Raw genomic sequence first — 25182 nt, forward strand, 5'->3', positions numbered from 1 at the left:
TGCGCTTCGCCATCCGTGAAGGTGGCCGCACCGTCGGCGCCGGCGTCGTCTCCAAGGTTCTGGAGTAATAGCCATGGTTGCCCCCAAGATCCGTATCAAACTGCGTGGCTTCGACCACAAGGCGCTGGATCAGTCCGCGAGCAAGATCGTGGACACGGTTCGGCGCACCGGCGCGGACGTGAGTGGCCCCGTGCCGCTCCCCACCCGCATCCGCCGCTTCTGCGTGCTGCGTAGCCCCTTCATCGACAAGGACAGCCGCGAGCACTTCGAGATCCGCACGCACAACCGTCTGGTGGACATCATGAACCCCACCAAGAAGACGATCGACAGCCTGATGACCCTCGACCTGCCGACCGGCGTGGACATCGAGATCAAGACCGTGGGGGGCCGCGCATGAAAGGCATCCTCGGCACCAAGATCGGCATGACCCAGATCTGGAAGGGCGACCGCGCCGTTCCCGTGACCGTCGTGCTGGCCGGCCCGTGCCCCGTCGTGCAGCGCAAGACTGCGCAGACCGATGGGTACGAGGCCGTGCAGATCGGCTACGCCCCCAAGGCGGAGCGCAACGTCACCAAGCCTGTTGCCGGGCACTTCAAGAAGGCGGGCGTGACCCCGGTGCGCTTCCTGCGTGAATTCCGCGGCTTTGCGCCCGACGGCGACACCGTGAACGTGGACATCTTCGCCGAAGGCGAGAAGATCGACGCGACCGGCACCAGCAAGGGCAAGGGCTTCCAGGGCGTCATGAAGCGCTGGAACTTCAAGGGCGGCCCCGCCAGCCACGGTTCCAAGAAGTGGCACCGCCGTCCCGGCTCGATCGGCCAGCGCAAGACGCCTGGCCGCGTGTACAAGGGCAAGCGCATGGCCGGCCACATGGGCATGACCCGCATCACTGTGCAGAACCTGGAAATCGTGGAGATCCGCGCCGACGAGAACCTGATTCTCGTCAAGGGTGCGATCCCCGGTGCCAACGGCGGGCTCGTCGTGCTGCGCGGTGCCTCTAAGGGAGGCAAGTAATGGCGCAGATTGACGTCATCGGCAAGAACGGCGGTCGCAAGATCGACGTGGATCTGCCGGAAGTGAACAAGAACATCCTGCACGACGTGGTCACCTGGCAGCTCGCCAGCCGCCGTCGTGGCACGGCCAGCACCAAGACCCGCGCGCAGGTCAGCCGCGGCGGCAAGAAGATGTACTCCCAGAAGGGCACGGGCAATGCCCGTCACGGCGACCGCAGCGTCCCGACCTTCGTGGGTGGCGGCGTGGCCTTCGGGCCCAAGCCCCGCTCCTACGGATACACCCTGCCCCGCCAGGTGCGTCAGCTGGGCCTGGGCATGGCCCTGGCCGCCCGCCAGGGTGAAGGCAAACTGATCGCCGTGGACGGCTTCGACCTCGACGGCAAGACCAAGGGCTTCCTGAGCTGGGCCGCGCAGAACGGTATGGACGGCAGCGAGAAGGTGCTGCTCGCCACCGACGACGAGATGGCCCGCCGCGCCGCCCGGAACGTCAGCTGGATCAGCGTGATGCCGGTCGCGGGCGTGAACGTCTACGACATCCTGCGCCACGACCGTCTGGTCATCGACGCCGCCGCGCTGGAACTCGCGGACGGCGAAGGGGACGAAGCATGAGCTACTACGACATTCTTCAGGCCCCCGTGATCAGCGAGAAGGCGTATGCCGGCATGGAACGCGGCGCGTACTCCTTCTGGGTGAGCCCCAAGGCCACCAAGACCGAGATCAAGGACGCCGTGCAGAAAGCCTTCGGCGTGCAGGTCATCGGGATCAGCACCATGAACGTCCCCGGCAAGCGCAAGCGCGTCGGCAAGTTCATCGGACAGCGCAACGACCGCAAGAAGGCCATCGTCCGCCTCGCCGAAGGCCAGACCATCGCCGCCCTTGAAGGCCAGGCCTAAGGAGAGATTGAACATGGCCGTCAAGAAATACCGTCCCTATACCCCGTCACGTCGCCAGATGACGACGGCGGACTTTAGCGGACTGACCAAGAAGCGCCCCGAGAAGGCGCTGACCACCGCGCTGCCCAAGACCGGCGGACGCAACAACCGTGGCCGCATCACCAGCCGCTTCATCGGCGGCGGGCACAAGCGCCTGTACCGCATCATCGACTTCAAGCGCCGCGACAAGGCGGGCGTGCCCGGCAAGGTCGCCGCGATCGAGTACGATCCCAACCGCAGCGCCCGCATCGCCCTGGTGCACTACGCCGACGGCGAGAAGCGCTACATCCTGGCTCCCGAGGGCCTGGTCGTGGGCGCCACCGTGAACGCCGGCCCGGAAGCCGAGCCCAAGCTGGGCAACGCCCTGCCGCTGCGCTTCGTGCCGGTCGGCGCGGTCGTCCACAGCGTCGAGATGGTGCCCGGCAAGGGTGCCCAGCTCGCCCGCTCGGCCGGCACGTCCATCCAGGTGCAGGGCAAGGAAAGCGACTACGTGATCCTGCGCCTGCCCAGCGGCGAACTGCGCCGCATCCACAGCGAGTGCTACGCCACCATCGGTGTCGTCGGCAACGCCGAGCACAAGAACATCGTGCTGGGCAAGGCCGGCCGCAGCCGCTGGCTGGGCAACAAACCCCACCAGCGAGGCAGCGCCATGAACCCGGTGGATCACCCCCACGGCGGTGGTGAAGGCCGTACCGGCGCGGGCCGTGTGCCCGTCAGCCCCTGGGGCCAGCCCAGCAAGGGCCTCAAGACCCGCAGGAAGCGCAAGGTGTCCGACCGCTTCATCATCACCCGCCGCGGCGGGAAGTAAGGAGGGTAGCTCATGCCCCGTAGCCTCAAAAAAGGGCCGTTCGTGGACGACCACCTCCTGAAGAAGGTGGACGCCCAGAACGACACCAAGCAAAAGCGCGTCATCAAGACCTGGTCGCGCCGCTCCACGGTCGTGCCCGAGATGATCGGCCACACCATCGCGGTTCACAACGGCAAGCAGCACGTGCCGGTGTTCGTGAATGAGCAGATGATCGGCCACAAGCTCGGCGAGTTCTCGCCCACCCGCTCGTACCGCGGGCACGGTTCAGAGAAGTCCGCCAAGGGGAGCAAGAAGAAATGACCGCTCCAGTCTCTGAATTCCGCAACAAGAAGCAGCGCAAGCAGGAAGTCAAGCTGCGTCGTCCCGGCTACGCCGTGGCGAAGTACGTCCGCATCAGCCCCCGCAAGGTGCGTCTGGTGGTCGACGTGATCCGTGGCAAGAGCGTGCGCGACGCCGAGGACCTGCTGCGCTTCATCCCGCGCGCCGCCAGCGAGCCCGTCAGCAAGGTGCTCAACAGCGCCAAGCACAACGCGCTGCACAACGACGAGATGCTCGAAGACCGTCTGGTCATCACGGCGGCCTACGTGGACGCCGGCCCGACCCTCAAGCGCCTGATTCCCCGCGCCCGTGGCAGCGCCAACATCATCAAGAAGCGCACCAGCCACATCACCATCATCGTGGGCGAGAGCGCCGCGAGCCGGGGGAAATAAGTCATGGGCAATAAAATCAACCCGAACGGCTTCCGCCTGGGCATCACGCGGGGCTGGAACAGCCGCTGGTACGCCGGCAAGAAGCAGTACGCCGGCCTGCTGCGCGAAGACGAGAAGATCCGCAACCTGGTGAACAAGGAACTGGCCGCCGCCGGGATCGCGCGCATCGAGATCGAGCGTGCGGGTCAGCAGGTCAACGTGATCATCAGCGCCGCGAAACCCGGCATCGTGATCGGCAAGGGCGGCGACAGCATCAAGAAGCTGCGCGGCGACATCGAGCGTCTGGTCTCGGCGGGCACGGTCGCCGTGAACGTGGCCGAGATCCCCAACCCGAACATCAGTGCGCCCCTGGTCGCCCTGCGCATCGCCGAGCAGATCGAGCGCCGCTTCGCGTTCCGCCGCGCCATGAAGCAGGCCGCGCAGCGCGTGATGGAATCCGGCGCGCGTGGCGTGAAGGTCGTGCTGTCTGGCCGCCTCGGCGGCGCCGAGCAGGCTCGCCGCGAGACCGTCCGTGAAGGCCGCGTGCCGCTGCACACCCTGCGCGCCGACATCGACTACGGCACCGCCCTGGCCCGCACCACCTACGGCATCCTGGGCATCAAGGTCATGGTCTTCAACGGTGAAGTCATCGGGGGCAAGACCGAGACCTTCGCCCGCCCGCAGCGCAAGCAGGACGACCGCCGCCCCGAAGGTGGCGACCGCCCCAACCGCCGTCGGCCCACCGCCCGCCGGCGCACCGGAGGTGAATGATGCTTCTTCCGAAGCGCACCAAGTACCGTAAGCAGCACCGCGGCCGGATGACGGGCGACGCCAAGGGCGGCGATTACGTGGCCTTCGGCGACTACGGCCTGATTGCCGTGGAGCCCGCCTGGATCAAGAGCAACCAGATCGAGGCCTGCCGCATCGTCATGAGCCGTCACTTCCGCCGCGGCGGCAAGATCTACATCCGCATCTTCCCCGACAAGCCCGTGACCAAGAAGCCGGCCGAAACCCGAATGGGGAAAGGGAAGGGCGCCGTGGAATTCTGGGTGAGCGTCGTCAAGCCCGGCCGCGTGATGTTCGAGGTGTCCGGCGTGACCGAGGAGCAGGCCAAGGAAGCCTTCCGCCTGGCCGGTCACAAGCTGCCCATCCAGACCAAGATGGTCAAGCGTGAGGTCTACGATGAAGCCCAGTGACATGCGCAATCTGAAGGCGGACGATTTCGCCAAGGAAATCGACGCCCGCAAGAAAGAACTCATGGAGCTGCGCTTCCAGGCCGCCACCGGCAACCTGGCCCAGCCTCACCGCGTGACGCAGCTCCGCCGTGAAGTTGCCCAGCTCAATACCATCAAGACCGAGCTGGCCAGTGCTGGCAAGAACGGGCAGGGAGAGCAGGCATGAAGAAGACCTTTACCGGCGTCGTCGTCAGCGACAAGGCCGACAAGACGGTCAGCGTGAAGGTGGAGCGCCGCTTCGCCCACCCGCTGTACGGCAAGGTCGTGACCCGCAGCCACAAGTACGCGGCCCACGACGAGAAGAACGAGTACAAGATCGGTGACCGCGTCGAGATCATCGCCGTGCGCCCCATCAGCAAGACCAAGACCTGGAAGGTCACCAAGCTGATCGAGCGTCCGCGCGGCATCGAGACCACCGCCGTCGAAACGGAAGGCGGTAAAGCATGATCATGCCCCAGTCCCGCCTGGACGTGGCGGATAACAGCGGCGCGCGCGAGATCATGTGCATCCGCGTGCTCAACAGCGGCATCGGCGGCAAGGGCCTCACCACCGGCGGCGGCGGCAACAAGCGCTACGCCGGCGTGGGTGACATCATCGTCGCCAGCGTCAAGGACGCCGCCCCGCGCGGCACCGTCAAGGCCGGTGACGTCGTCAAGGCCGTGGTCGTGCGCACCTCGCACGCCATCAAGCGCGCCGACGGCAGCACCATCCGCTTCGACAAGAACGCCGCCGTCATCATCAACAACCAGGGCGAACCGCGCGGCACGCGCGTCTTCGGGCCGGTCGCCCGCGAACTGCGCGACCGCCGCTTCATGAAGATCGTCTCCCTGGCCCCGGAGGTGCTGTAATGCCTCGCCCCAGTGCAGGAAGCCACCACAACGACAAGCTGCACGTCAAGAAGGGTGACACCGTCATCGTTCTGAGCGGCAAGCACAAGGGCAAGACTGGCAAGGTGCTGCTCGCCCTCCCGCGCGACCAGAAGGTCGTCGTGGAAGGCGTCAACGTCGTCACCAAGAACGTCAAGCCTAGCGCCAGCAACCCCCAGGGCGGCCAGGAGCAGCGCGAGCTGGCCCTGCACGCCAGCAAGGTGTCGATCGTCGACCCCGAAACTGGTAAGGCCACCCGCATTCGCAAGACCATCGTCGATGGCAAGAAAGTCCGCGTGGCTGTGGCCAGCGGCAAGAACATCGACTGAACCCTCCGGGCCGCTCCCCGCCGGACGGCGGACGCGGGCGGCCTGAGCGGCGCTGGCTGAAAAACTGCCAGACCGCTCGAAGGAACCCACCATGGAACAGCTCAAACAGAAATACACCGACACGGTTCGCCCGGCCCTGATGCAGCAGTTCGGCTACTCCAGCGTGATGGCCGTGCCCCGCATCGAGAAGATCGTCGTGAACGAGGGCCTGGGCAGCGCCAAGGAAGACAGCAAGGCCATCGACAAGGCCTCGCGCGAACTGGCCCTGATCACCCTGCAAAAGCCCATCGTCACCAAGGCGAAGAAGAGCATCAGCAACTTCAAGCTGCGCCAGGGCATGCCGGTCGGCATCAAGGTCACGCTGCGCGGCGAGCGCATGTACGTGTTCCTCGAGAAGCTGATCAACATCGGCCTGCCCCGCATCCGTGACTTCCGTGGGATCAACCCCAACGCCTTCGACGGCCGCGGGAACTACAACCTCGGCATCAAGGAACAGCTGATCTTCCCGGAGATCACCTACGACATGGTCGACAAGACCCGCGGGATGGACGTCACCATCGTGACCACCGCCAAGACCGACGAGGAAGCCCGCGCCCTGCTGCAAGCGATGGGTCTGCCCTTCCGCAAGCAGTAAAAGGACTGATATGGCGAACACCTCGAAAGTTGTCAAAGCTGCGCGCGGTCATAAATTTGCCGTGCAGAACTACAGCCGCTGCTCCCGCTGCGGCCGTGCCCGCGGGTACTACCGCTTCTTCGGCATGTGCCGCATCTGCATCCGCGAGATGGCCCACAAGGGCGAACTCCCCGGCGTGAAGAAAGCCAGCTGGTAAGCATCGCGTTCAGGAGAAGCCCCCGGAAACGGGGGTTTTTTTGTTGCTCGACACGTCCTGATGCGGCTAGCAGAGGTCAGATCTGCGACGCGCGACACCAAGGACTAGGGTAACGAACTCCACGATTGCCCTCTGCCCCCGGTGTCTGCTACACTTTCTCCTTGCCGCACGTGTGCGGTGTTCGTGCTGTGCCCCCTGGATACGAACCCGTCGGTTTCGAAGGGTGATCGTCCAGTGGTGGATTTCCGACCCAACAGAAGGAACGGCGGATTTTTCCGTCAGGCATTCGAGAGGGGAGACCCGTGGCTGGTACCCGAGGGTGCTGGGCACAACCGCCGGGGCAGTGGTGGAACAACCGCGCCCCTGGAGGAGACACATGCTGAGTGATCCCATCGCTGACATGCTCACGCGCATCCGCAACGCGACGCGCACCCACAAGGAGACCGTGGACATCCCGGCCTCCCGCTTCAAGGAAGAACTGGCCAAGCTGCTGGTCAAGGAAGGCTACGTGGCCAGCGTCGAGCGTCTGGTGCCGGAAGGCCAAAAGTTCGACGTGCTGCGCGTCACGCTGAAGTACGGTGACAAGCGCGAGCAGGTCATCAAGCACATCGAGCGCATCAGCCGTCCTGGGCGCCGCTCGTACGTCAGCGCCGACAACCTGCCCCGTATCCAGCGCGGCCTGGGCCTGGCCGTGGTGTCCACGAGCAAGGGCCTGCTGCCGGACCGCGAGGCCCGCAAGCAGGGCGTGGGCGGCGAAGTCGTCTGCGTGCTGTGGTAATCGACGAGCGCCGGTCGACCGAGAAGTAAGGTGAGGGGAGTTCCCCGAGCTGAAGCACTAGACCTGACCGCGAGGTGCCTGCCTCGACTTAAGGACTCAAGGAGGACACACGATGTCCCGAATTGGTAGACAGCCCATCGCCGTGCCGAGCGGCGTGACCACGACCGCCGCAGACGGCGTGTTCAAGGTCAAGGGCCCCAAGGGTGAACTGACCGTTCCCTACAACACCGAGCTCAGCATCAAGAAAGATGGCGACAACCTCGTCGTCGAGCGGCCCAGTGACCAGCAGCGCCACCGCGCCCTGCACGGCCTGACCCGCACGCTGGTCGCCAACGCCGTCAAGGGCGTCAGCGACGGCTACACCATCAATCTGGAACTGCGGGGCGTGGGCTTCCGCGCCAAGCTGTCCGGCAAGAACCTCGAAATGACCATCGGCTACAGCCACCCGGTCATCATTGAGCCGCCCGCCGGCGTGAGCTTCACCGTGCCGGAACCCACCAAGATTGACGTGAGCGGCATCGACAAGCAGCTCGTCGGTCAGGTGGCCGCGAATGTCCGCAAGGTGCGCAAGCCCGACGCCTACCACGGCAAGGGTGTGCGTTTCCTCGGCGAGAAGATTGCCCTGAAGGCCGGTAAAGCCGGTGCGACGGGCGGGAAAGGGAAGAAATAATGGCGACCCAGACCATGATCCGCCGCAAGCTGCGCGCCCGCCGCAAAGTCCGCACGGCCGCCGGCGAGCGCCTGCGCCTGAGCGTGTACCGCTCCAGCAAGCACATCTACGCCCAGATCATCGACGACAGCAAGGGCATCACCGTTGCTGCGGCCACCAGCGCCGCCGTCAAATCGGGCAACAAGACCGACACTGCCGCCGCCGTGGGCAAGGCCCTGGCGGCCGTGGCGCTCGAGAAGGGCGTCAAGCAGGTGGTCTTTGACCGTGGCTCTTACCGGTACCACGGACGCGTGAAGGCGCTCGCAGACGCGGCGCGGGAGGGTGGCCTTGACTTTTAACCGACGCAACGACCGCAATGCGGAGCGCGAAAGCAGCGAATTCGAAGAGAAGATGCTGTTCGTGAACCGCACCTCCAAGACCTACCAGGGCGGCCGCCGCTTCCGGTTCGCGGCCCTCGTGATCCTCGGCGACCGCAACGGCCGCGTGGGCATGGGCATCGGGAAGGCCAAGGAAGTGCCCGTGGCCATCGAGAAGGCCAAGAGCATCGCCCGCAAGAACATGATCATGGTGCCCGTCGAGAACGGCACCATTCCCCACGACATCGTGGGCGAGAACAGCACCAGCCGCGTGCTGCTCAAGCCCGCCGGCCCCGGCACGGGCGTGATCGCCGGCACCGTGCCCCGCTCCATTGCGGAACTGGCCGGGATCACCAACCTGCTGTCCAAGGAACTCGGCAGCCGCAACAAAGTCAACGTGGCGTACGCCGTGTTCGACGGCCTTAGAAATCTCCGCACCGCGAAACAGGTTCGCGCGCTGCGAGGCGAGACCGGAGGCGCATAAGCATGGCGACCCTGAAAATCACCCTCAAGCGCAGCATCATCGGCCGCCCTGGTTACCAGGTGAAGACCGTGCAGGCGCTCGGCCTGAAGAAGATCGGTGACACCCGCGAAGTGAGCGACACCCCCGCCCTGCGCGGCATGGTGAACACCGTCAAGCACCTGCTGGAGGTGCACGAATGAAACTGCACGAACTGCAGCCCTCACCGGGCAGCCGCAAGAACCGCAAGCGCGTGGGCCGTGGCCCCGGCGGCACGGACAAGACGGCCGGCCGTGGCCACAAGGGCCAGAAGTCGCGCAGCGGCGCCGGCAAGGGGGCCTTCTTCGAGGGGGGCCGCAGCCGCCTGATCGCCCGTCTGCCCAAGCGTGGCTTCAACAACGTCGGCACGACCTTCGAGGTCATCAAGCTCTCGCAGCTGAACGACATCGAAGTCGAGGGTGACACCTTCGACCGCAACGTGCTGGAGATCGCGGGCCTGGTGCGCCGCAAGAACTGGCCCGTGAAGCTCCTCGCCGGCGGTGAGATCTCGCGCGCCGTGACGGTGCACGTGGACGCCGCGAGCGCCTCGGCCATCAAGGCCATCGAGGCCGCCGGGGGCAAGGTCGTCCTGCCCGAACCCAAGACCGAAAGCGCCCAGAAGGCGGAGTAATGCTCCGCGCCTTCCGCGACGCCTTCCGGATTCCGGATCTTCAGCGGAAGATTCTCTTCACCCTGCTGCTTCTCGCCATTTACCGCCTGGGGAGCGCCATTCCCACCCCGGGCGTGAACAGTGCCACCCTGAGTAAAGCCAACTCGGGTGGCCTGTTCGGCTTGATCAGCATGATCTCGGGCGGGAATCTTTCGCAGTTCTCGATCTTCGCGCTGGGGGTGCTGCCGTACATCACGGCCAGCATCGTCATCCAGCTGCTGACCACGACCATTCCCGCGCTGGAGAAACTCAGTAAGGAAGGCGAGGAAGGCCGCAAGAAGATCAACCAGTACACCCGGTATGCCGCGGTGGCGCTGGGGGCCGTGCAGGCCACCTTCTTCGCGGCGTTCATCAATTCCAACCCCAGTTACATCGCCATCGGCTGGACGCCCGGCGTCTTCACCATTCTGGTGATGGTGCTCACGCAGGTGGCCGGGATCGCGTTCACCATGTGGATCGGGGAGCGCATCACGGAAGTCGGCGTGGGGAACGGCATCTCGCTGATCATCACGGCAGGGATCATCGCCCGCTACCCCTTCGAGTTCCAGAGCACGGCCGCCCTGGTGCGCTCCGACCCGGAAGCGAACTGGGTGATCCGGCTGGTGGCCTTCGCCGCCGTGATCCTGGTGACCATCGCCGGGATCGTGTACGTCTACCAGGCCGAGCGCCGGGTACCCGTGACCTACGCCCGCGCGCGCGGCGGCGTGGCCGGGCAGGCGCGTGGAGCCACGCAGGCCACCTGGTTGCCCATCAAGGTCAACCAGGCGGGCGTGATTCCAGTGATCTTCGCGTCGGCCATGCTGATCATCCCGAACCTGATTTCGAGCGCCACGACCACCCGCGCGCCCGCCGTGAGCGCGTGGATCCAGACGAACCTGGTGTTCGGGCAGCCGCTGTACATCGTGCTGGAGGCCGCGCTGATTTTCGGCTTCACGTACCTGTACAACAGCGTGCAGTTCGACCCGAAGCGGATCGCCGAGCAGCTGCGCGAGGCGGGAGGCTTCATTCCCGGCGTGCGTCCCGGCACGCCCACCGCCGAGTTCCTGGGCAGCATCAGCGGCCGCCTGAGTCTGTGGGGCGCGATCTTCCTAGTCGTGCTGACCATCATTCCTCAGGTGGTGCAGCGGGCCACGGGCATCACGACCTTCCAGTTCAGCGGGACAGGCCTGCTGATCATCGTGGGGGTGGCCCTCGAAACGCTGAAGCAGCTCGAAGCTCAGCTGACGGTGCGCCGTTACGACGGGTTCATCAGCAAGGGCCGCATTCGTGGCCGGCTGAACAACTGAGTCCCTCGTTTTATTCCGAAGCCGCTCCCGAGTCCGGGGGCGGTTTTTCGTGGTCTGACGTCACCTGAGGGGGAACAGGGCTGGGCAGGGGCTCGGACTCCACCGTGTGGGACTCTATGCTGATGGCCTAACGGAGGAAGCAGTGACTCAAGCGAAAAACAAGGTCGTGGTGTTTCTCGGGCCGCCCGGCGCGGGCAAGGGTACGCAGGCGGAGCGGCTGGCGGCCGAGCAGCACCTGCTGAAGATCAGCACCGGCGATATCCTGCGTGACCACGTTCAGCGGGGAACGGAACTGGGGCAGCAGGTGAAGCCCATTCTGGACGCCGGAAAACTGGTGCCGGACGACATCCTGATCGCCCTGATCCGCGACAAGCTGGCGGGCATGGACGCCGTGCGCGTGATCTTCGACGGCTTTCCGCGCACACTGCCGCAGGCCGAGGGGCTGGACATGCTGCTGGAGGAACTGGGCGCTCCGGTGAACGCCGTGCCGCTGTTGGAAGTGCCCGCCGAGGTGCTGATCTCCCGCATCGTGGATCGGGGCAAACAGGCGCAGGCGGCCGGTCAGGCGGTGCGCAGCGACGACACCGAGGAGGTGGCCCGTCACCGCCAGGACATCTACCGCGAGCAGACGCAGCCCCTGATCGACTACTACGCGGCGCGCGGGCACCTGTACCGTGTGGACGGTGTGGGCAGCATGGATCAGGTGTACGGCCGCATTCTGGACGGCATGAAGTAGGAGCTGGAAAGAGACCGGTGGGCAGAGGGCGTCGAGCACTCTGCCCTCGTTCTTGGGGGGTGTCGGATAGGCTGGGGTTGCCAACCCAGTGTGAATCCGTTACATTACGCCGGTAGCGTAATTCTGTTAAAGGATTTGTCCATGACCTTGACTCCTGATGCCATCCTCGCCCTTGCCCCGGAAGCCGGGAGTGCCAGCAATGCCCGCAAGCTCGCCACCCTGGGGAAATGGCAGCACCTGAACGCCCCGGCGGGCAGCCTGTGGGGCCAGTGCCAGGGCAGCGGCAAGGATCCCTACCTGACCGGCGTGGACCTCAGCGGCCCGGTCGGCAAGTGCTCGTGTCCCAGCCGCAAATTCCCGTGCAAACACGCCCTGGCCCTGCTGCTCCTGCACACCACCCACCCGGGCGAGTTCGGCACCGCCGCGCCGCCCGAAAGCATCCAGACGTGGCTGGACGGACGGGCCCGGCGGGCCGAAGGCAAAGAGCAGCGGCCCGACCAGACACAGGCGGAGCTGGTGACCCCATCCGGCCCGGATGCGGCCGGGCAGGCAAAACGGCGCGCCGCACGGGAGAAGAAGGTCACGGGCGGTCTGGACGCCCTGCGCACGTTCCTCCACGACCTGATCCGGGACGGCCTGGCCCATGCGCCCAGCCGACCCTACAGCGACTGGGATACGCAGGCCGCCCGCCTGGTGGACGCCCAGGCCCCCGGTGCGGCCCGGCTGGTGCGGCAGATCCCCGCGCACCTGGGCGACCCCAGCGCCCTCCTCGCGCACCTGGCCCGTCTCCACCTGCTGACCGAGGCGTGGCCGCGCCGGGACTCCCTGGACGACGCCACCCAGGCCGACCTGCGGGCCGCTCTGGGCTTCCCGCTCGACAACGCCGCCGTCCTGGAGGCCGGAGGCGTGCGCGCGAACTGGAGGGTCATGGGCCAGGCCAGCGTGCAGGAAGACCACCTCAGTACACGCCGTACGTGGCTGGTGAGCGGCGATCAGACCGCGCTGCTCCTCGACTTCGCCGCTGGAGGCCGGCCCTTTCCGCCCGCCCTGCCGCCCGCTGGAACGGTGCAGGCCGAGGTGTGTTATGCCCCCGCCGCCTTCCCCCAACGGGCGCTGCTGAGCGGTGAGGCGCTGAGCGTTCCTGCGGGCGCCCTGCCCGTGCCCGTGACGCTGGACGCGCTGCTCGACCGGCACGGCGCGGCCCTCGCGGCGAACCCGTGGCTGGAACGCAGCGCGCATCAGATCGGCCCGCTGCACCTGATCCCCGGCGAACCATGGCACGTCCAGGACATTGGCGGACAGTTGCCGCTGGGCGGCAGTGACCGCGCCCGCCAGACCATCCTCGCCATCAGCGGCGGACAGCCCGTCACGCTGTACAGCGAGTGGGACGGCGTGGCCCTGCTGCCCTTGAGCCTCGTACACGAGGGCACCCTGATCCCCCTGCGGCAGGCGGAGGACGCATGAGCGATCTCGAGACCCTGCTGGCCCTGGCCCTGGTTGGCACGGCGCGCGGCACGCTCCCCACCCCCGGCCACGGCGCGCTGGATCACGCGGCCGCCCAGGTCACCCGCCCAGAGGCCGAGGGTACCCTTCTCGCCCGCGCGGTTCTGCACACCCTGGCGCACGCGGCTGGACGCGCGCCCGATCCCGCCAGCGATCCGCCGCCTGCGCCCGCGCCCGCCGAGACGCTCCCGGAAGTGCCGGAACGCGCCGCGCGGCACCTGCCCCTGGTGCTGGGCACGCCCCTGCTGCGCGAGTGGCTGGCCCTCTGCGCGCGGACCGGCTGGCGCGTTCCCCCGGCTAGGCTGCCGGAACTCCTTGATCTGGCCCGCCACGACGGCACCCTCCGCGCGGCCCTGAGCCCCGTGCTGGGCGAACGCGGCGCGTGGCTGTCCCAGTTCAACCCCGAATGGCGCTTCACCCCACCCACCCACGGCGAGGACGCCTGGGCCGAGGCCACCGAAGCGGGCCGGGAAGCCCTGTGGAGAGGCGTCCGCGAGCGCGACCCGCAGGCGGCCCGCGACCTCCTGACCACCCACCTGCCCACGGAACGCGCCGGCAGCCGCAAGCGTCTCCTGGGGGCGCTGCTCGACACCCTCACTCCGGACGACCAGACCCTGGAACCGCTGCTGGACTCGCTCACCACGGATCGCAGCGACGACGTCCGCACCCTGGCCCGCACGGCCCTGCACCGCCTGAGCGGCAGCGCCCAGAACGCCCGTAACGCCGCCCGTATCCACGCGCTGGTGACGCCCCGCAAGACCGGCCTGATCGGCCGCCTCACCGGGCAGGCCAGCCACACCCTCACGCCTCCGACCGCCCCGGACGAGCACGCCACCCGCGACGGTCTGCCGGACAAGCCCGGCGCCACGGAACTCCTGACGCACCTGCTGGAGCACACGCACCCTGATTCCCTCCTGGCCGCCCTGAACCTCACGCCAGAGGCCCTCTCCGACCTTGCGAAGCACCACGACGTGATCGCGGCGCTGGCTTCCAATGCGCGCGCTACCGGGCACTCCCTCCTCGCCACCGCCCTGCTCAGGCAGGCCCCCGGCGACCCCGGCCTGCTTGCCACGGCCGGAACCGCGCCCCTGCACCGCGCCATCCTGGCGGCCCTGCCCGCCCGCCAGCCCGACACGCTGCTGCCCCTGCTGGACGCCCTGCCTGCTCCGTGGCCGCAGGAGATCGGCACCCAGGTCGTCACGGCCCTGCGCGACACCATTCCTGACGCGCACTACGCCGGTGCGTGGGGGTACCGCTGGTCACAGATCCTCGATCTGACCGCCCAGCGCACCCATCCCCACACGCCGCCCCCCGCCCCCCTGTCGCCCAACGCCACCGAGTACGCCCACCGCGTGATGAACGAACTTAGGGCCACCCTGGAACTCCGGCGGCAGCTGTCGCACGACTTCGGGCCTGGGGCCGGATGAGCATGCAACAGCCTTGCAACGAAGTCATCTCCACTGACGGGCGCCGCTCCGCCGGTCGGCCTCGCCCGTACCCACCCTCGGCGCCTCCAGCCATCTGCCAGCGGTCCAGCCACATCCCACTCCAGCCGTGAAGGCGCTCTGCACCTCGAAGACGCGTCGAAGCCTGTCTAAAGGAGACCTCCCATGACCACCCCAGACCCCACCGTTCTCCGTCAGCATGCCGAGCAGCAGTACGCGCACGAGTTGTCCGCCCTGGCCGCGCACGATGACAAACCCCGTCCGCCCCGCTGGAACCTGTCGCCGCACGCGGTACTCACGTACCTGATGGGCGGCAAACTCAAGGACGGTACGGAGATCACCGCGAAGTACGTGGGGGAACGCCGCCTGATGGAAATTGCGGTCGCCACCCTCGCCACGGATCGCGCCCTGCTGCTGATCGGCGTGCCGGGCACCGCGAAAAGCTGGGTGAGCGAACACCTGGCCGCCGCCATCTCCGGCAACAGCACCCTGCTCGTTCAAGGCACCGCCGGCACCAGTGAGGAAAGCATCCGCTACGGCTGGAATTACGCCCGCCTGCTCGCCGAAGGTCCCAGCGAGGCCGCCCTTGTCGAAAGTCCCATCGTGCGCGCCATGCGCACCGGCAAAATCGCCCGCCTGGAAGAACTGACCCGCGTGCAGAGCGACGTGCAGGACACCCTCATCACCGTCCTGAGCGAGAAGACCCTCCCAGTTCCGGAACTCAACACCGAAGTCCAGGCCATCAGCGGCTTCAACCTGATCGCCACCGCCAACAACCGCGACAAGGGCGTGAACGACCTCTCAAGCGCCCTCAAACGCCGCTTCAACACGGTCGTCCTGCCCGTTCCGGACACCATCGAAGATGAGGTGAGGATCGTCACGCAGCGCGTCATGCAACTCGCCGGGAACCTCCAGATTCCCAGCCCACCCCCCGCACTGGAAGAAGTCCGGCGGATCGTGACCGTGTTCCGCGAACTGCGCGCCGGAGCCACCGAGGACGGCAAGACCAAACTGAAAAGCCCCAGCGGCAGCATGAGCACCGCCGAGGCGATCAGCGTCGTGAACCAGGGCCTCTCGCTGGCCGCACACTTCGGGAACGGGCACCTCAGCGCGCACGACGTTGCCGCCAGCCTCGTGGGGGCCGTCGTGAAAGACCCCGTGCAAGACAGCGTCATCTGGCGCGAATACCTGGAAACCGTGGCGAAGAAGAGAGACGACTGGAAGGACTTTTACAAGGCGTGCCGGGCGGTGAGCTGAGTGGCAGCCAAAGTGATTGAGCCGGTAGACGACCAGCACGCCGCGATGTGGTCTCGCAGGAGAACAATATGCCCTCGTCAAGCAAACTAAGGGGCAAGGTGTGCGCATATTGTGCAGGGCGCCCCGCAACTACTTGGGATCATATGTTTGCGCGCTCATTTTTCCCTAAACACGATGGATTTCGTGAAAATATCCCGCAAGTTCCCTCTTGTGCCGAATGCAATGCTCGTAAGAGCGCATGGGAGAGTCTGATAGGTGTTATGTATCAGTTCGCTAGAGACTCGCTATCATCTAAGGTCATAAGTGTTTCTGATAAGATTGAGAGGGATCTGCAAATAAATAAGAAGCTTGCACATGAAATGAAAGAAGGTTTATTTACAAGGGAGACGGTGTCGCAGAGTGGTATATATTATCAACACTCTGGTTTTAGACTGTCCGATGAGATGGTAGAAACGATATCTCTTTGGAACGAGTCGGTGGCAAAAGCTTTCTACTATTTTTGGAAGAATGAAAACGTGCGGAAGGATTGGATGTGTATAGTCATGAATCCAGCTGCACATGGGATGCACGAATTTTTGACTTCTATGATTGAAAAAAGCCCTGAATCATATTCTATTGAAAATATTGACAGCGGCTGGAAAGTGATTGGAGCCGAGTCGCCCGATCAAGTTATTCTCATCGGGACTGAGTTCAACTCAATTATCCAATACGTCGCAATATTAAAAGAAAGATATATGCCTTTAGCTGAAACTCTCAAGGCTTTCGCCTACTGATGACCCCAATCATCTTCCCCATCCGTCACCACGGTCCCGGCTCGGCCCGGTCGCTGGAGCATGCGCTGAATCAGCTCAAGCCGGACATCGTGCTCGTCGAAGGCCCGTCCGACGCCGATTCCGTCGTCCCATTCCTGGCCCAGCCTGAGTTGATTCCACCCGTGGCCCTTCTCGGGTACGTGAACGATGATCCGGCCCGCGCGTCGTTCTGGCCGTTCGCGGCGTTCAGTCCGGAGTTCGTGGCGTTCCGCTGGGCGGCAAAGGCGGGAGCGCAGGCGCGGTTCATGGATCTTCCCGCCTCGGCGACGCTGGCGGGCGAGCGCGAGGACGATGACACCGACGATCTGCACAGCGATCCCCTGCGGGTGCTGGCCGAGGCGGCGGGGTACGTGGATTTCGAGCGCTGGTGGGAGACGCTGGTGGAGGCGCGCGGCGACGACTTCGAGGTGTTCGACGCAATCAACGAGGCGATGCAGGCGGTGCGGGCGGACGCTCCGGCGGCGTCGGGCCGGGAGGCGCAGCGTGAGGCGTGCATGCGGCAGACCATCCGCGCGGCCCTGAAAGAGGGCGTCCAGCGCGTGGCGGTGGTGTGCGGCGCGTGGCACGCCCCGGCGCTGGACGTGGAGGCGTTCAGGGCGAAGGACGACGCGGCGCTGCTCAAGGGCCTGCCGAAGGCGAAGGTCACGCTGACGTGGGTGCCGTGGACGCACGGTCGCCTGAGCATGGGCTCTGGCTACGGCGCGGGCGTGCGGTCGCCGGGGTATTATCACCATCTGTTCACGACGCACCGGAACGTGACGGAGCACTGGTTCGCGCGGGCGGCCCGCCTGCTGCGTGAGGAGCGCCTGGAGGCGAGCAGCGCGTCGGTGATCGAGGCGACGCGGCTGGCGAACACCCTGGCGGCCCTGCGGGGGCGGGCGCTGCCGGGCCTGGACGAGCTGAACGAGGCGGCCCTGAGCGTGTTCGGCTGGGACAGCGACCTGCCCCTGCGATTGATCGAGCGGAAGCTGGTGGTGGGGGAGGCGCTGGGCGAGGTGCCGGATGGGGTGCCGACCGTGCCGCTGGCGCAGGATCTGGCGAAGATCCAGAAGAGTCTGCGCCTGAAAGTGCAGCCCGAGCAGATCGACCTGACACTGGATCTGCGGGCGGACACCGATCTGGCCCGCAGCGTGCTGTTCCACCGCCTGAACCTGCTGGGCGTGCCGTGGGCGGCCGAGCGGTATGCGGGCGGGCGGGGCACGTTCAAGGAGGCGTGGGCGCTGGCGTGGAAACCGGAGTTCAGCGTGCGCCTGGTCGAGGCGAGCCGGTCTGGACAGACCGTGCGGGACGCCGCGACGACCATGGCCATTGATGCGGCACGCGGGGCGGGGACGCTGGGGGAACTGACGACCCTGCTGGAGGCCGTGCGCTATGCCGACCTGCCCGGCGCGCTCCCCGTGGCCCTCACGGCGCTGGATGCCCGCGCGGCGGGAAACGCGGACGTGAGCGACCTGCTGGAGGCCCTGCCCCCCCTGGCCCGCCTGGCCCGCTACGGCGATGTGCGTGGGCGTGAAGGAGCGCCCGGTACGCTGGCAGGCGCGACCTTCCGGACGCTGCTCACGCGGGCCGGGGTGGGCCTGCCACTGGCGGGCGTGGGTCTGGCCGACGACGCGGCGGAACTGCTGCGCGGGCATGTGGGGAGCGCGGATGCGGCCGTGAGGTTGCTCGACGATCCGGAAGCCCTGGTCGGCTGGCAGGCGGCCCTGCGTCGCCTCGCGGATCGGGAGGACGCGCATCCCCTCCTGAACGGGGACGCGGTGCGCCGCCTGCGGGATGCCGGACAGCTCGGCGCAGAGGAGGTGGAACGCCGCCTGGCACGGGCCCTGAGTGCGGGCGTGCCATTGGAGGTCACGGCGTGGCTGGATGGGTTCCTGGGCCAGAGCGGCGCCCTGCTGATTCACGATGCGGGGCTGCTGGGCCTGCTGGACGACTGGCTGACCACGCTCGAAGCGGACGTGTTTCAGGAGACCCTGCCGCTGCTCAGGCGCGTGTTCTCCCGCTTCGAGAAGCCGGAGCGTCGCGCGATCGGGGAAGCGCTGCGCGGCGGGAATGCGACCGGGCGTGGCGGTACGCGGGCCATGAACGAGGAACGGGCGCTGCGGGTCGTGCCCGTGGTACTGCGGCTGCTCGGCGCCCCGGTCTAAGAACGGGAGGGAGGGCGCACTCTTCATCTTGCCCCGCTGCTGGGCCAGTATGAAATCTGTAAGAGCGGTGTATAGATCCGCAGGTACTCTGGGAGGCGCGTCACTGACCCGACTTCCAGCTATGAACGAGTCCGTCTTCCACGCTCCCACACCCCACGCGGCCGACGTCACTCCGGCACGCGCTGAGGCGGATCGCGGCTCGGTGACGGTGTGGGTGATCCTGGCGGCCGGCACGCTCGGCCACGTGATCTCGCTCGCCCAGGGGTTCCGACTGCCCGGGTACTTCCTGCCGGTGGACTGGGTGCTGGGCGGCACGGTCATGACGGTCATGCTGGCCCTCGCGGTCGCGCACGCGCTGGGGTGGGGTCGGCGTCCGGTGATCTCGCTGATGCTGGTGGCGAACATCACCTTCTTCGTCGCGCGGCTGGGCGTCGCACTGTTCGTGGTGGGCACGGGAGGGCGCATCCTGACCGACCTAGCCACCCTGCTGGTCTGGCTGCTGACCATGCCGATGATCGAGGCGAGCATGCGCACGTCGCCGCTTGCGCACCGCATGAGCCTGGGTCTGCCCTTCGCGCTGATCGGCATGACGGCCCTCTTCGCGCTTACTCCGGCGGGCCGGGCCGCGCGGCCGGAGGTCTATTTCGGGCTGGGGCAGCTGTCGCTGGTGTGCCTGAGCGTGGTGCTGGGCGCGCAGATGGTGAATACCCTGCGCGCCGCGCTTCACCGCATCCGGGCGGACAACCAGGCGCTCTCCCGCCGGGCGTTCCTCGATCCCCTGACCGGGCTGCACAACCGGGCCTTCCTGGATCGGCATCTGCTGGAACAGGTGGCACTGGGCCAGCCGTTCAGCGTGCTGTTCCTGGATCTGGACGGCTTCAAGGCCATCAACGACACCATGGGGCACGCGACCGGCGACGAGGTGCTGTGCCTGCTCGCGGCGCGGCTACGGGCGTTGGCCCCGCCCGGCAGCTGCCTGACGCGGGTCAGCGGGGACGAGTTCGTGCTGGTCGTGTCCGGCGACGACAGCCTGGAGGTGGCGGCGCTGGCGCAGCAGGTGGTCGATGAGCTGTCCACCGCCTTCGAGGTGGGCGGGCAGATCCTGCGCCTGAGCGTCAGCGTGGGGGTGGCGTGCTTCCCGCACGACGCGGCGGACGCGCGCGACCTGCTGCTCCGTGCCGACCGGGCCATGTACGCCGTGAAGCGCAGCGGCAAGAACGGGTTCCGGCTGTACAGCGGGCACCTGCTCGATCAGGACGAGCGGCGGCAGGTGCTGGAGCGCGAACTGAGGCTGGCGCTGGAACGCGGGCAGCTGTTCCTGGAGTTCCAGCCGATCTGCACGCTGGCTCAGGGGCGGGCGGTCTGCCTGGAGGCCCTGATCCGCTGGCAGCACCCGGCCTTCGGGCTGGTCGCGCCGGACGTGTTCGTCCCAATTGCCGAGGAGTGCGGCCTGATTACGTCGCTGGGCGAGTGGGTGCTGCGGGGCGCCCTGGATGCGGCGAGCGGCTGGCAGGCGGCCGGCTTCCCGGAGGTGAAGGTGGCCGTGAACGTGTCGCCGTATCAGTTGATGCAGCCGCACTTCGCGGACATGGTCGGGCGGGAACTGGCACGGGCGGGCCTGCCGGCGGCGGCGCTGGAACTGGAGGTCACGGAGGGCGTCGATCTGCGTAGCCGCCTGCAGGTATCCCACAGCGTGGAGGGCGTGCGGGCGCTGGGCGTGGGCCTGTCGCTGGATGATTTCGGGACGGGGTTCGCGTCGCTCGCACGGCTCAACGACCTCCCGGTCGATGTGGTCAAGATCGACCGGGTGTTCGTGGCCGACCTCACGGGGGACGTGGAGCGGTCACGGCGGCGGTACGTGCGCACCCTGGTCGCCGCGATGGTCACGGTGGCCGCCACGCTGGGGCTGGAGTTGGTGGCCGAGGGTGTGGAAACGCCGGAGCAGTGCGAGGAACTGCGGATGCTCGGCTGTACGCTGGCGCAGGGCTTCTACTTTTCCACGCCGCTGCCGGAAGCACAGATTCCGGCCCTGTTGAGGCGAACCCAACAGAGTGTTGAGGTATGATTATGTGCATGACAGAATTCTCCCGTGATTGGCCTGTCCGCTCCGGCGGTTGCGTATGACCGTCCCAGACGCCGAGCGGCAGCGCCGCTGGCGGCTCGTGCTGGGTGGGGGAGACGCCGACGGTCTTGCCTCCGGGCCGGGCGAGGGCACCCAGATCAGCCTGAGCCCCCTGGATCGCCGAATGGACGACGCCCTCAGCGGCCTCTACGACGCCGACACCAGCTCCCGCCGGGCGGGCCTGGGTGCCAGCGCCCCGAAGGTCGCGCGCTGGCTCGCCGACCTGCGCGAATTCTTTCCCACCGATGTCGTGCGCGTCATGCAGGGCGACGCCATCCAGCGCCTGAACCTCCAGCAGCTCCTGTTCGAGCCGGAAATGCTGGAGGGCATCGAACCGGACGTGAATCTGGTCGGTACCCTGCTGAGCCTCAGGGGCGTCATGCCGGACAAAGCCAAGGATGCCGCCCGCGCCGTCGTGCGCCGCGTCGTGGACGATCTGACCCGCCGCCTGGAGGAACCCACCCGCGCGGCCGTGACCGGCAGCCTGAACCGGGCCCAGCGCAACTTCCGCCCGCGCCCCGCCGAGATCGACTGGGATCGCACCATCCGCGCCAACCTCAAGAACTACCTCCCGGATCGCAACACGGTCATTCCCGAGCGCCTGATCGGCATGGGCCGCAAACGCCGCGCCCTGCGCGACATCGTTCTGTGCCTCGACCAGTCCGGCAGCATGGCCAGCAGCGTCGTGTATGCGGGCGTGTTCGGCGCGGTGCTGGCCTCCCTGCCTGCCGTCAGCACCCGCGTCGTCGTGTTCGACACCGAGGTCGTGGATCTCAGTGAGCACCTTGACGATCCCGTGGATGTCCTGTACGGGATCCAGCTCGGCGGGGGCACGGACATCAACCGGGCGCTCGCGTACTGCCAGGGCGTCATCCAGAACCCCGAACAGACCATCCTGGTGCTGATCAGCGACCTGTACGAGGGCGGCAACCAGCGCGAGATGCTCGCCCGCGCCCGCGCCCTCAAGGACAGCGGCGTGAACGTGGTGGCCCTGCTCGCCCTGTCGGACGACGGCGCCCCCAGCTACGACCACGGCGTCGCGCGCGAATACGCCAGCATGGGCATTCCCGCCTTCGCCTGCACGCCCGACCATTTTCCCGGCCTGATGGCGGCGGCCATCCGGGGCGACGATGTGAGCACCTGGGCCGGCGAACAGGGCCTCGTCGTGCGGGGCGGAGCGGCGGGATGAGCCGGCGTCTGTGCGGTCGGTGGCAGGTGTGGGCGGCGCTCCTGTCCCTGTGTGGGCCGCAGGGGCACGCGCAGACTGCAGACTCGGGATTTCAGCTTCCATCCGGCCGCCTGCACTGTTCGTATAATCCCGGCGACGCCCAGCAGCCCGCCAGCATGCGCTGTGACGTGCTGGAACCCAGCTTTCGACGTCCACCCAACGGAACGTGCCCGCTCGATTTCGGCGACTCGCTGGCCCTGACCACTCGCGGTCGGCCCCATTGGGTGTGCCATGGCGACACCGTGCTGGATCCGCAGCACCCGGTGCTCGCCTACGGACAGACCTGGAGCTGGGGTGGCTTCCGCTGCACCTCGGCCACGACCGGTGTGCGCTGTGTGAACATCGCCGGGCACGGGTTCGAACTGGCCCGCCGTGCCTACCGCCTGTTCTAGAGGTGTTCCTCCCAGCTCCGCCCGTCCCACTGACTCATGTCGGGCACCTTAGGTGGGTTCAGCATGTGGCTCAGCGGAGAGTGTGGCTCAGTCGGCGGCCTGTCCCATGCGGCCTCGCGCGCTTTCCCGCCGGCCGGTGGCGGGCAGCAGGGTGCCGGCACGTCCCAGGCCGAAGGCGGGCATGTCCACGTACACGGTCTCGTATGCGCCGGCATTCACCAGGTACGTTTCATGCCAGATGCCGACCGCGCCGGGGTGGCGCCGGGCGCCCTGGTTGAAGGCCTTCCACGCGGGCAGGTGGAAGTGCTCGCGGGCTTTCGCATACGCCTGGAGGTGCTCGGCGCTGCGCCAGTACTGCACCAGCGTCGTGCCGTGAAACTGCCCGCCCAGCAGGCCCAGTTCCGGGTGGGCGGCCAGTTCGCGCAGCATGCGCGGCATGGCGCGGAACACGGGCAGCCACGCAGGCACGTTCCAGGGCTGGTTGATGCGCGCCCCGATCAGGAATACGACGAAGGAACCTTCGATCTCGGCGCTCAGACGGGTGGCCATGACAAACCTCCTGACCCTCCAGAACAAATGGTCCAGTCTGGATGGTCTAAGCTGAGAGTACTCTGTCGGTGTGAGTGATGCAACGCTGGGGCCGTCGTCGTACATCGTGCTGGGGTTGCTGGGAGGCTGTGGGGGTGGCACGTCCTACGACCTGAAACGCTGGGCGGACGAGTCAGTCGGGTTCTTCTGGACGTTTCCGCGTTCGCAGCTGTATGCCGAACCGCAGCGTCTGACCGAACTGGGCCTGCTGACCGCTACCCAGGAGCCGGGCGGTCGCCGCCGCCGCCGGTATGCCGTCACGGAGGCCGGTCACGCCGCCCTTCAGGCCTGGCTGGACATGCCCGCCGGACAGCCGGAACTGCGGGACGAGGGCCTCCTGAAACTGTTCTTCAGTCCGCAGGCGTCCCCGGAGACCGTGGCGCAGCTCGCGGCGGGTCAACTCGCTCTGCACCGCCATCGGCTGGCCACATATGAGTCGTTCGGGAAGGCCGGAGAGATGCCCGGCCTGGACGGTGGGCGGCCCTTGGCGATGGGCCTGTTGTACGAGCGGGCCTCGGTGGCGTTCTGGTTCGACGTGCTGGCCGGTGCGTCCAACACCACAGTGCAGTCGTCCAGCTGAACAGGACGCCAGGTCGCGGGGAACGTCAACCGTAACCCCCGTTTGACCACCCGCGCTGGGCCGTGATACCTTTACGTTTGGCTTGTATCAAGCCTGGAGGTTGCGTGGCGAGACGAAAGATGCCGGAACAGCGGGAAAAACGCGTCAAGAAGGAAGATGACACCGTGCGGGCCGAAGGGGTCGTGGAAGAGGCGTTGCCGAACACCACGTTCCGCGTGAAGCTCGATACCGGGCACGACATCCTGGCGTACATCAGCGGGAAGATGCGCATCCACTACATCCGCATTCTGCCCGGCGACCGCGTGGTTCTGGAAATCAGCCCCTACGACACCACTCGTGGGCGCATCGTCTACCGCAAGTAAGCTCCCAGGCCCACGTACCCACAGATTCCCCACCCGCAGAAGGTGGGAGGGGGGTCGAGCGCTGCCAGACAGCACCACGATTGGTGCGGCGGCGCGAGGAGGAAGAATGAAAGTTCGCAGCAGTGTCAAGAAGATGTGCGACAACTGCAAGGTGATCCGCCGCCACGGGCGCGTGCTGGTCATCTGCACCAACGTCAAGCACAAGCAGAGGCAGGGCTAATGGCGCGCGTAGCTGGCGTTGACCTGCCCCGCGAGAAGCGCATCGAGATTGCGCTCACCTACATTTACGGCATCGGTCTGACCCGCAGCAAGGAAGTTCTGGCGCGCGCCGGCATCAACCCGGACACCCGCACCAAAAACCTGACCGAAGCGGAACAGAGCACCCTGCGCGACGCCATCGAGAAGACCTACAAGGTCGAAGGTGACCTGCGCAGCGAAGTTGGTCAGAACATCAAGCGTCTGATGGACATCGGGGCCTACCGTGGCCTGCGCCACCGCCGTGGCCTGCCCGTGCGCGGCCAGCGCACCAAGACGAATGCCCGAACCCGCAAGGGGCCGCGCAAGACCGTCGCCGGCAAGAAGAAAGCGACGAGGAAGTAAGCCATGGCGAAATCCACCAAGGGCAAGACTCCGCGCCGCGCCCGGCGCAACATCAGCGCTGGCCGCGCATACGTGCACGCCAGCTACAACAACACCATCGTCACCATCACGGACCTCGACGGCAACTCCGTCGCGTGGTCGTCCGGCGGCACCATCGGCTACAAGGGCAGCAAGAAGGGCACGCCCTACGCCGCCCAGCTGGCCGCCGCCGACGCCGTGAAGAAAGCGCAGCAGACCTTCGGGATGGCCGCCGTGGACGTCATCGTCCGGGGCAGCGGCTCCGGCCGTGAACAGGCCATCCGCGCCATCCAGGCGTCCGGCATCGAAGTGAAGTCCATCATGGACGACACCCCCGTGCCGCACAACGGCTGCCGCCCGAAGAAGAAGTTCCGCGCCTAAGTGCAGACGCACTGAACGCCAGCGCGCGCCCACCTGCCCCGTCTCCACTGTCC

Annotated in this window: 38 protein-coding genes; 37 read left to right on the forward strand and 1 reads right to left on the reverse strand. The window is 66.9% G+C overall.

Annotated elements, in window-relative coordinates:
- The 32 genes from E7T09_RS14030 to E7T09_RS14185 all read left to right on the forward strand — a co-directional run.
- Positions 1-68, forward strand: a 68-nt coding sequence (locus E7T09_RS14030; protein ID WP_205747029.1) for a hypothetical protein, incomplete at its 5' end; no start/stop codon positions are given.
- Positions 69-73: 5 nt separating this feature from the next.
- Complete coding sequence (gene rpsJ, locus E7T09_RS14035; protein ID WP_092265343.1) at positions 74-397, forward strand: 30S ribosomal protein S10; 324 nt, start codon at positions 74-76, stop codon at positions 395-397.
- Positions 394-1014, forward strand: a complete 621-nt coding sequence (gene rplC, locus E7T09_RS14040) for a 50S ribosomal protein L3 (RefSeq protein ID WP_136389842.1) — start codon at positions 394-396, stop codon at positions 1012-1014. Before rpsJ ends, rplC begins: the two co-directional genes overlap by 4 nt.
- The gene (gene rplD / locus E7T09_RS14045) at positions 1014-1622 is read left to right on the forward strand and encodes a 50S ribosomal protein L4 (protein WP_136389843.1); all 609 of its coding nucleotides are present in this window, start codon (positions 1014-1016) and stop codon (positions 1620-1622) included. Before rplC ends, rplD begins: the two co-directional genes overlap by 1 nt.
- Positions 1619-1906 (forward strand): 50S ribosomal protein L23, encoded by a 288-nt coding sequence (locus tag E7T09_RS14050; RefSeq protein ID WP_136389844.1) that lies wholly within the window; start codon positions 1619-1621, stop codon positions 1904-1906. The genes rplD and E7T09_RS14050 overlap by 4 nt, the downstream gene beginning before the upstream one ends.
- Positions 1907-1919: 13 nt before the next feature.
- Positions 1920-2753 carry a 50S ribosomal protein L2 gene (rplB, locus tag E7T09_RS14055; RefSeq protein WP_136389845.1) on the forward strand — a complete coding sequence of 278 codons (834 nt, stop codon included), beginning with the start codon at positions 1920-1922 and terminating at the stop codon, positions 2751-2753.
- A gap of 12 nt (positions 2754-2765) precedes the next feature.
- Positions 2766-3053 (forward strand): 30S ribosomal protein S19, encoded by a 288-nt coding sequence (rpsS, locus tag E7T09_RS14060; protein ID WP_136389846.1) that lies wholly within the window; start codon positions 2766-2768, stop codon positions 3051-3053.
- Positions 3050-3463 carry a 50S ribosomal protein L22 gene (gene rplV / locus E7T09_RS14065; RefSeq protein ID WP_136389847.1) on the forward strand — a complete coding sequence of 138 codons (414 nt, stop codon included), beginning with the start codon at positions 3050-3052 and terminating at the stop codon, positions 3461-3463. The genes rpsS and rplV overlap by 4 nt, the downstream gene beginning before the upstream one ends.
- A 3-nt stretch (positions 3464-3466) precedes the next feature.
- Positions 3467-4213: a 30S ribosomal protein S3 gene (gene rpsC / locus E7T09_RS14070; protein WP_136389848.1), complete on the forward strand. Its 747-nt coding sequence runs from the start codon at positions 3467-3469 to the stop codon at positions 4211-4213.
- Complete coding sequence (gene rplP, locus E7T09_RS14075; RefSeq protein ID WP_136390122.1) at positions 4213-4638, forward strand: 50S ribosomal protein L16; 426 nt, start codon at positions 4213-4215, stop codon at positions 4636-4638. The genes rpsC and rplP overlap by 1 nt, the downstream gene beginning before the upstream one ends.
- On the forward strand, positions 4625-4843 hold the full coding sequence (gene rpmC, locus E7T09_RS14080; protein WP_136389849.1) for a 50S ribosomal protein L29: 219 nt from the start codon (positions 4625-4627) through the stop codon (positions 4841-4843). Before rplP ends, rpmC begins: the two co-directional genes overlap by 14 nt.
- A complete protein-coding gene (rpsQ, locus tag E7T09_RS14085; RefSeq protein ID WP_136389850.1) occupies positions 4840-5124 on the forward strand; it encodes a 30S ribosomal protein S17 in 285 nt (94 codons plus the stop codon). Before rpmC ends, rpsQ begins: the two co-directional genes overlap by 4 nt.
- Positions 5121-5525, forward strand: coding sequence for a 50S ribosomal protein L14 (gene rplN / locus E7T09_RS14090; protein ID WP_136389851.1), 405 nt, complete (start codon positions 5121-5123; stop codon positions 5523-5525). Before rpsQ ends, rplN begins: the two co-directional genes overlap by 4 nt.
- The gene (gene rplX / locus E7T09_RS14095) at positions 5525-5872 is read left to right on the forward strand and encodes a 50S ribosomal protein L24 (RefSeq protein WP_136389852.1); all 348 of its coding nucleotides are present in this window, start codon (positions 5525-5527) and stop codon (positions 5870-5872) included. Before rplN ends, rplX begins: the two co-directional genes overlap by 1 nt.
- 91 nt (positions 5873-5963) lie before the next feature.
- Positions 5964-6506, forward strand: a complete 543-nt coding sequence (rplE, locus tag E7T09_RS14100) for a 50S ribosomal protein L5 (RefSeq protein WP_136389853.1) — start codon at positions 5964-5966, stop codon at positions 6504-6506.
- Positions 6507-6516: 10 nt separating this feature from the next.
- The gene (locus E7T09_RS14105; RefSeq protein WP_136389854.1) at positions 6517-6702 is read left to right on the forward strand and encodes a type Z 30S ribosomal protein S14; all 186 of its coding nucleotides are present in this window, start codon (positions 6517-6519) and stop codon (positions 6700-6702) included.
- Between the two features lie 376 nt (positions 6703-7078).
- Complete coding sequence (gene rpsH, locus E7T09_RS14110) at positions 7079-7480, forward strand: 30S ribosomal protein S8 (protein WP_136389855.1); 402 nt, start codon at positions 7079-7081, stop codon at positions 7478-7480.
- A 112-nt stretch (positions 7481-7592) separates the two neighbouring features.
- Complete coding sequence (rplF, locus tag E7T09_RS14115; protein ID WP_136389856.1) at positions 7593-8150, forward strand: 50S ribosomal protein L6; 558 nt, start codon at positions 7593-7595, stop codon at positions 8148-8150.
- Positions 8150-8488: a 50S ribosomal protein L18 gene (gene rplR, locus E7T09_RS14120; RefSeq protein ID WP_136389857.1), complete on the forward strand. Its 339-nt coding sequence runs from the start codon at positions 8150-8152 to the stop codon at positions 8486-8488. The genes rplF and rplR overlap by 1 nt, the downstream gene beginning before the upstream one ends.
- Positions 8478-8990 (forward strand): 30S ribosomal protein S5, encoded by a 513-nt coding sequence (gene rpsE / locus E7T09_RS14125; RefSeq protein ID WP_168734854.1) that lies wholly within the window; start codon positions 8478-8480, stop codon positions 8988-8990. Before rplR ends, rpsE begins: the two co-directional genes overlap by 11 nt.
- A gap of 11 nt (positions 8991-9001) precedes the next feature.
- Positions 9002-9169, forward strand: a complete 168-nt coding sequence (gene rpmD, locus E7T09_RS14130) for a 50S ribosomal protein L30 (protein ID WP_205747030.1) — start codon at positions 9002-9004, stop codon at positions 9167-9169.
- Positions 9166-9636: a 50S ribosomal protein L15 gene (rplO, locus tag E7T09_RS14135; protein ID WP_136389860.1), complete on the forward strand. Its 471-nt coding sequence runs from the start codon at positions 9166-9168 to the stop codon at positions 9634-9636. Before rpmD ends, rplO begins: the two co-directional genes overlap by 4 nt.
- Entirely contained in the window at positions 9636-10961 is a 1326-nt protein-coding gene (gene secY / locus E7T09_RS14140) for a preprotein translocase subunit SecY (protein ID WP_136389861.1), read from the forward strand. The genes rplO and secY overlap by 1 nt, the downstream gene beginning before the upstream one ends.
- Positions 10962-11103: 142 nt before the next feature.
- Positions 11104-11697: an adenylate kinase gene (locus tag E7T09_RS14145; RefSeq protein WP_136389862.1), complete on the forward strand. Its 594-nt coding sequence runs from the start codon at positions 11104-11106 to the stop codon at positions 11695-11697.
- 141 nt (positions 11698-11838) lie between these two features.
- On the forward strand, positions 11839-13161 hold the full coding sequence (locus E7T09_RS14150) for an SWIM zinc finger family protein (protein ID WP_136389863.1): 1323 nt from the start codon (positions 11839-11841) through the stop codon (positions 13159-13161).
- On the forward strand, positions 13158-14627 hold the full coding sequence (locus E7T09_RS14155; protein ID WP_136389864.1) for a DUF5691 domain-containing protein: 1470 nt from the start codon (positions 13158-13160) through the stop codon (positions 14625-14627). The genes E7T09_RS14150 and E7T09_RS14155 overlap by 4 nt, the downstream gene beginning before the upstream one ends.
- 183 nt (positions 14628-14810) lie before the next feature.
- On the forward strand, positions 14811-15902 hold the full coding sequence (locus tag E7T09_RS14160; RefSeq protein ID WP_136389865.1) for an AAA family ATPase: 1092 nt from the start codon (positions 14811-14813) through the stop codon (positions 15900-15902).
- 68 nt (positions 15903-15970) lie between these two features.
- Positions 15971-16675, forward strand: a complete 705-nt coding sequence (locus tag E7T09_RS14165; RefSeq protein ID WP_136389866.1) for a hypothetical protein — start codon at positions 15971-15973, stop codon at positions 16673-16675.
- Complete coding sequence (locus E7T09_RS14170; RefSeq protein ID WP_136389867.1) at positions 16675-18858, forward strand: DUF5682 family protein; 2184 nt, start codon at positions 16675-16677, stop codon at positions 18856-18858. The genes E7T09_RS14165 and E7T09_RS14170 overlap by 1 nt, the downstream gene beginning before the upstream one ends.
- A gap of 121 nt (positions 18859-18979) precedes the next feature.
- Complete coding sequence (locus E7T09_RS14175; RefSeq protein ID WP_168734855.1) at positions 18980-20923, forward strand: bifunctional diguanylate cyclase/phosphodiesterase; 1944 nt, start codon at positions 18980-18982, stop codon at positions 20921-20923.
- Positions 20924-20978: 55 nt separating this feature from the next.
- The gene (locus E7T09_RS14180) at positions 20979-22169 is read left to right on the forward strand and encodes a VWA domain-containing protein (RefSeq protein ID WP_136389869.1); all 1191 of its coding nucleotides are present in this window, start codon (positions 20979-20981) and stop codon (positions 22167-22169) included.
- A complete protein-coding gene (locus E7T09_RS14185; RefSeq protein WP_136389870.1) occupies positions 22166-22600 on the forward strand; it encodes a DUF6636 domain-containing protein in 435 nt (144 codons plus the stop codon). The genes E7T09_RS14180 and E7T09_RS14185 overlap by 4 nt, the downstream gene beginning before the upstream one ends.
- A gap of 87 nt (positions 22601-22687) precedes the next feature.
- Here E7T09_RS14185 and E7T09_RS14190 read toward each other — a convergent pair whose 3' ends face one another.
- The gene (locus E7T09_RS14190; protein WP_136389871.1) at positions 22688-23149 is read right to left on the reverse strand and encodes a DUF4188 domain-containing protein; all 462 of its coding nucleotides are present in this window, start codon (positions 23147-23149) and stop codon (positions 22688-22690) included.
- 70 nt (positions 23150-23219) lie between these two features.
- Here E7T09_RS14190 and E7T09_RS14195 point away from each other — a divergent pair, with 70 nt between their 5' ends.
- From E7T09_RS14195 to rpsK, 5 genes are all read left to right on the forward strand, one after another.
- On the forward strand, positions 23220-23768 hold the full coding sequence (locus E7T09_RS14195) for a PadR family transcriptional regulator (protein WP_136389872.1): 549 nt from the start codon (positions 23220-23222) through the stop codon (positions 23766-23768).
- A 119-nt stretch (positions 23769-23887) separates the two neighbouring features.
- Entirely contained in the window at positions 23888-24130 is a 243-nt protein-coding gene (gene infA, locus E7T09_RS14200) for a translation initiation factor IF-1 (protein WP_136390123.1), read from the forward strand.
- Between the two features lie 106 nt (positions 24131-24236).
- On the forward strand, positions 24237-24350 hold the full coding sequence (rpmJ, locus tag E7T09_RS14205; protein ID WP_019012075.1) for a 50S ribosomal protein L36: 114 nt from the start codon (positions 24237-24239) through the stop codon (positions 24348-24350).
- Positions 24350-24730 carry a 30S ribosomal protein S13 gene (rpsM, locus tag E7T09_RS14210; RefSeq protein WP_136389873.1) on the forward strand — a complete coding sequence of 127 codons (381 nt, stop codon included), beginning with the start codon at positions 24350-24352 and terminating at the stop codon, positions 24728-24730. The genes rpmJ and rpsM overlap by 1 nt, the downstream gene beginning before the upstream one ends.
- Positions 24731-24733: 3 nt before the next feature.
- Complete coding sequence (gene rpsK / locus E7T09_RS14215) at positions 24734-25129, forward strand: 30S ribosomal protein S11 (RefSeq protein ID WP_136389874.1); 396 nt, start codon at positions 24734-24736, stop codon at positions 25127-25129.
- Positions 25130-25182 lie beyond the last annotated feature (53 nt).

The organism is Deinococcus sp. KSM4-11, from assembly GCF_004801415.1.
GTDB lineage: Bacteria > Deinococcota > Deinococci > Deinococcales > Deinococcaceae > Deinococcus.

Bases quoted from the DNA above. Each gene is read 5' to 3' on its own strand.
- rpsJ (WP_092265343.1), top strand. From the start codon at position 74: ATGGTTGCCCCCAAGATCCGTATCAAACTGCGTGGCTTCGACCACAAG.
- rplC (WP_136389842.1), top strand. From the start codon at position 394: ATGAAAGGCATCCTCGGCACCAAGATCGGCATGACCCAGATCTGGAAG.
- rplD (WP_136389843.1), top strand. From the start codon at position 1,014: ATGGCGCAGATTGACGTCATCGGCAAGAACGGCGGTCGCAAGATCGAC.
- E7T09_RS14050 (WP_136389844.1), top strand. From the start codon at position 1,619: ATGAGCTACTACGACATTCTTCAGGCCCCCGTGATCAGCGAGAAGGCG.
- rplB (WP_136389845.1), top strand. From the start codon at position 1,920: ATGGCCGTCAAGAAATACCGTCCCTATACCCCGTCACGTCGCCAGATG.
- rpsS (WP_136389846.1), top strand. From the start codon at position 2,766: ATGCCCCGTAGCCTCAAAAAAGGGCCGTTCGTGGACGACCACCTCCTG.
- rplV (WP_136389847.1), top strand. From the start codon at position 3,050: ATGACCGCTCCAGTCTCTGAATTCCGCAACAAGAAGCAGCGCAAGCAG.
- rpsC (WP_136389848.1), top strand. From the start codon at position 3,467: ATGGGCAATAAAATCAACCCGAACGGCTTCCGCCTGGGCATCACGCGG.
- rplP (WP_136390122.1), top strand. From the start codon at position 4,213: ATGCTTCTTCCGAAGCGCACCAAGTACCGTAAGCAGCACCGCGGCCGG.
- rpmC (WP_136389849.1), top strand. From the start codon at position 4,625: ATGAAGCCCAGTGACATGCGCAATCTGAAGGCGGACGATTTCGCCAAG.
- rpsQ (WP_136389850.1), top strand. From the start codon at position 4,840: ATGAAGAAGACCTTTACCGGCGTCGTCGTCAGCGACAAGGCCGACAAG.
- rplN (WP_136389851.1), top strand. From the start codon at position 5,121: ATGATCATGCCCCAGTCCCGCCTGGACGTGGCGGATAACAGCGGCGCG.
- rplX (WP_136389852.1), top strand. From the start codon at position 5,525: ATGCCTCGCCCCAGTGCAGGAAGCCACCACAACGACAAGCTGCACGTC.
- rplE (WP_136389853.1), top strand. From the start codon at position 5,964: ATGGAACAGCTCAAACAGAAATACACCGACACGGTTCGCCCGGCCCTG.
- E7T09_RS14105 (WP_136389854.1), top strand. From the start codon at position 6,517: ATGGCGAACACCTCGAAAGTTGTCAAAGCTGCGCGCGGTCATAAATTT.
- rpsH (WP_136389855.1), top strand. From the start codon at position 7,079: ATGCTGAGTGATCCCATCGCTGACATGCTCACGCGCATCCGCAACGCG.
- rplF (WP_136389856.1), top strand. From the start codon at position 7,593: ATGTCCCGAATTGGTAGACAGCCCATCGCCGTGCCGAGCGGCGTGACC.
- rplR (WP_136389857.1), top strand. From the start codon at position 8,150: ATGGCGACCCAGACCATGATCCGCCGCAAGCTGCGCGCCCGCCGCAAA.
- rplO (WP_136389860.1), top strand. From the start codon at position 9,166: ATGAAACTGCACGAACTGCAGCCCTCACCGGGCAGCCGCAAGAACCGC.
- secY (WP_136389861.1), top strand. From the start codon at position 9,636: ATGCTCCGCGCCTTCCGCGACGCCTTCCGGATTCCGGATCTTCAGCGG.
- E7T09_RS14150 (WP_136389863.1), top strand. From the start codon at position 11,839: ATGACCTTGACTCCTGATGCCATCCTCGCCCTTGCCCCGGAAGCCGGG.
- E7T09_RS14155 (WP_136389864.1), top strand. From the start codon at position 13,158: ATGAGCGATCTCGAGACCCTGCTGGCCCTGGCCCTGGTTGGCACGGCG.
- E7T09_RS14160 (WP_136389865.1), top strand. From the start codon at position 14,811: ATGACCACCCCAGACCCCACCGTTCTCCGTCAGCATGCCGAGCAGCAG.
- E7T09_RS14165 (WP_136389866.1), top strand. From the start codon at position 15,971: ATGCCCTCGTCAAGCAAACTAAGGGGCAAGGTGTGCGCATATTGTGCA.
- E7T09_RS14170 (WP_136389867.1), top strand. From the start codon at position 16,675: ATGACCCCAATCATCTTCCCCATCCGTCACCACGGTCCCGGCTCGGCC.
- E7T09_RS14175 (WP_168734855.1), top strand. From the start codon at position 18,980: ATGAACGAGTCCGTCTTCCACGCTCCCACACCCCACGCGGCCGACGTC.
- E7T09_RS14180 (WP_136389869.1), top strand. From the start codon at position 20,979: ATGACCGTCCCAGACGCCGAGCGGCAGCGCCGCTGGCGGCTCGTGCTG.
- E7T09_RS14185 (WP_136389870.1), top strand. From the start codon at position 22,166: ATGAGCCGGCGTCTGTGCGGTCGGTGGCAGGTGTGGGCGGCGCTCCTG.
- E7T09_RS14190 (WP_136389871.1), bottom strand. From the start codon at position 23,149: ATGGCCACCCGTCTGAGCGCCGAGATCGAAGGTTCCTTCGTCGTATTC.
- infA (WP_136390123.1), top strand. From the start codon at position 23,888: ATGCCGGAACAGCGGGAAAAACGCGTCAAGAAGGAAGATGACACCGTG.
- rpmJ (WP_019012075.1), top strand. From the start codon at position 24,237: ATGAAAGTTCGCAGCAGTGTCAAGAAGATGTGCGACAACTGCAAGGTG.
- rpsM (WP_136389873.1), top strand. From the start codon at position 24,350: ATGGCGCGCGTAGCTGGCGTTGACCTGCCCCGCGAGAAGCGCATCGAG.
- rpsK (WP_136389874.1), top strand. From the start codon at position 24,734: ATGGCGAAATCCACCAAGGGCAAGACTCCGCGCCGCGCCCGGCGCAAC.